Source organism: Nocardia sp. NPDC003345 (assembly GCF_053589395.1).
Genome location: NZ_JBSFRU010000533.1, coordinates 1 through 2,383, shown reverse-complemented (window position 1 = coordinate 2,383; position 2,383 = coordinate 1). Strand labels below are relative to the sequence as shown.

General features: G+C 67.8%; 4 protein-coding genes. 2 read left to right on the top strand and 2 right to left on the bottom strand.

Annotated elements, in window-relative coordinates:
• Both ACWDU1_RS31670 and ACWDU1_RS31665 read right to left on the bottom strand, forming a co-directional pair.
• On the bottom strand, positions 1–238 hold a 238-nt coding region (locus ACWDU1_RS31670), incomplete at its 3' end, for a hypothetical protein (RefSeq protein WP_450004095.1).
• 16 nt (positions 239–254) lie between these two features.
• Positions 255–716: an N-acetyltransferase family protein gene (locus ACWDU1_RS31665; RefSeq protein WP_450004094.1), complete on the bottom strand. Its 462-nt coding sequence runs from the start codon at positions 714–716 to the stop codon at positions 255–257.
• 258 nt (positions 717–974) lie between these two features.
• Between ACWDU1_RS31665 and ACWDU1_RS31660 the strand changes: the two genes are divergently transcribed.
• Positions 975–1,568: an NADPH-dependent FMN reductase gene (locus tag ACWDU1_RS31660; protein ID WP_450004093.1), complete on the top strand. Its 594-nt coding sequence runs from the start codon at positions 975–977 to the stop codon at positions 1,566–1,568.
• 48 nt (positions 1,569–1,616) lie between these two features.
• On the top strand, positions 1,617–2,261 hold the full coding sequence (lexA, locus tag ACWDU1_RS31655; RefSeq protein WP_450004092.1) for a transcriptional repressor LexA: 645 nt from the start codon (positions 1,617–1,619) through the stop codon (positions 2,259–2,261).
• Positions 2,262–2,383: the final 122 nt, after the last annotated feature.

Sequence of the window (2,383 nt, the reverse complement as noted above, 5' to 3'; positions counted from 1 at the left end):
CGTCGTCGCCGGGATCGCGGGCTGCCGCGTAGAGATGCTCGAACACCAGGGTGTCGGAGTGCCGGCGGCGGGCGCCGGGTGGGTCGTAGTCGTCGAGCACGGCGTCGACATGCGCGGTGAAGCCGTGCAACGGCATCCGGCCGGGGGCCGCGTCCTGGTCGATATCGGCCGTGTATGCCGCCGCGTGCCGGGCGATCCGGGTGGACACCGAAGCCACGAACGGCGAAATCTCGCCCATGGCAAGAGTTTAGCGATCAGGGATGCAGTGGGAAGTTGTAGACGTCACGCGGTTCCCCGTGGCCGAAATAGCGTTCGTCGTGGGCGACGAAATCGAAACCGGCCTGTTTGAACAGTTTGCTCGCCGCGTGATTGTCGGGGCGAACGGTCAGGTACACCCGGTCCATGCCGCGCTCACGGCATACCGCCAAGGTGTGGTCCAGCAGGGCACGGCCGTATCCGGCGCCCTGATACTTCTTGGCGAGCGCGAAGGTGAACAACAGGGCCCGGCCGGATTTCTCCAAGGTGAGCGCGTATCCGATCACCGCACCACCGGATTCGGCGACCAGCCATTCCTCACCGTGCAGTTCGAAGAGCTGTCGCAGCATGAGATACAGGTACGGCTCGGCGAACACCTCGGCCTCGATGGCCGCGATGGCCTCCAGATCGTCAAAGCGGGCCTGCCGGTATTCCGGCTGCGCCACCTTCGCGATTTCCATGTGCTCCCTCGTGCCAGGGCATAAGCCGTCCGATTCCAGCCTAGAACGTCAACTCGCCGACCGCGCCAGTGTAGAGCCCGCGCAATCGTTCCGTGATCCGGCCGGGCGCGTGTTCTCGGCATACCCGATCGATTCCATCCGACACGGCCGATCCGGAATCGGCAGCGACGATACTTCGCGCCTTGACCTCAACAATAGTTAAGGAACCAAGCTGGTGGTACGGGCCGACCGGCCCGGCATCAGCATCTGGAGGCTTCCGTGAACAGCACCCCCGAATCCGGCACTCAGGCCGCGCCGCTGCGTGCGGCCGTCATCATCGGCAGCAGCCGGGACGGCCGTTTCGCCCCGGCGGTCGGCGACTGGTTCCTGGCGCGCGCCGCCGCCGAACCGGCTCTGCGCACCAGCTCGATCGATCTGGCCACCACGGAGCTGCCGCATACCTTCGGCGCGCCCGCGCCGGCCGTCGAGGACTCCCGGTCGATACTGGCCGAAGCCGACGCCTTCGTGGTGGTCACGCCCGAGTACAACCACAGTTTCCCCGGTACGCTGAAGAACTTCATCGACCTGCACCACCGCGAATGGCAGGCCAAACCCGTCGGTTTCGTGAGCTACGGCGGGGTTTCGGGTGGCCTGCGGGCGACCGAACACCTGCGCACGGTCTTCGCCGAACTGCACGCGGTCACCGTGCGCGATACCGTCAGTTTCCACAATCCGTGGCAGCGCCGCGACGACACCGGTGCGCTGATCGGCGACCCCGCCGCCGATATCGCGGCCAAAACCCTGCTGCACCAGCTCGTCTGGTGGGGCGAGGCGTTGCGCACCGCCCGCGCGGCCCGCCCCTACACGGGCTGACGCCGCCGGGGTACGAACGGCAGCCGGACCGGGCAATACGATGCACCGGTGACCGAATACGACCATCTCGACACCTCGACCCTGCCCGACCGCCAGCGGCGGATACTCGCCGCCATCGGTGATTTCGTCGTCCGGCACGGGTACCCGCCGAGCACACGGCGGATCGGCGAGGCGGTGGGGCTGCGGTCGACCTCCTCGGTCGCGCGGCATCTGAAGAGCCTGGAGGACAAGGGTTTCCTGCGGCGCGGTGCCGGGGTGTCGCGGCCGATGGATGTGCGGTTGTTCCTGAACACCGGCTCCGAGCCGGCCGGCGACGGCGACGCGGTGGCCGTGCCGGTGGTCGGCGATATCGCCGCGGGCACGCCGATCGCGGCCGAAGAACATATCGACGACGTCCTGTCGCTGCCGCGCGAACTCGTCGGCCGGGGCACGGTGTTCGGGCTGCGTGTCCGCGGCGACTCGATGGTGGACGCCGCGATCTGCGACGGCGATATCGTCGTGGTCCGGCAGCAACCGGACGCGCAGTCCGGTGAGATCGTCGCCGCCATGCTGGACGGCGAGGCCACGGTGAAGGTCTACCGGCGGCGCGGCGGGCATATCTATCTCGAGCCGCGCAATCCCGCCTACGAGGTCATCGACGGCGATCACGCCGTGGTCCTGGGCAAGGTGGTTTCGGTGATGCGCCGCATGTGACCGCGATGCCCGCTCGGTGAGAACCGGGCGGCCCCCGCAGCCGCCGGTGCGGCATGATCGAGGTCATGAGCACCTCAGCAGGACCGCCGGTCCCGGAAACGATCGAGGAATTCCGGATGCTG

What these genes read in the sequence shown, in the direction of transcription:
- ACWDU1_RS31665 (WP_450004094.1), bottom strand. Translation starts at nt 716, where the DNA reads ATGGAAATCGCGAAGGTGGCGCAGCCGGAATACCGGCAGGCCCGCTTT.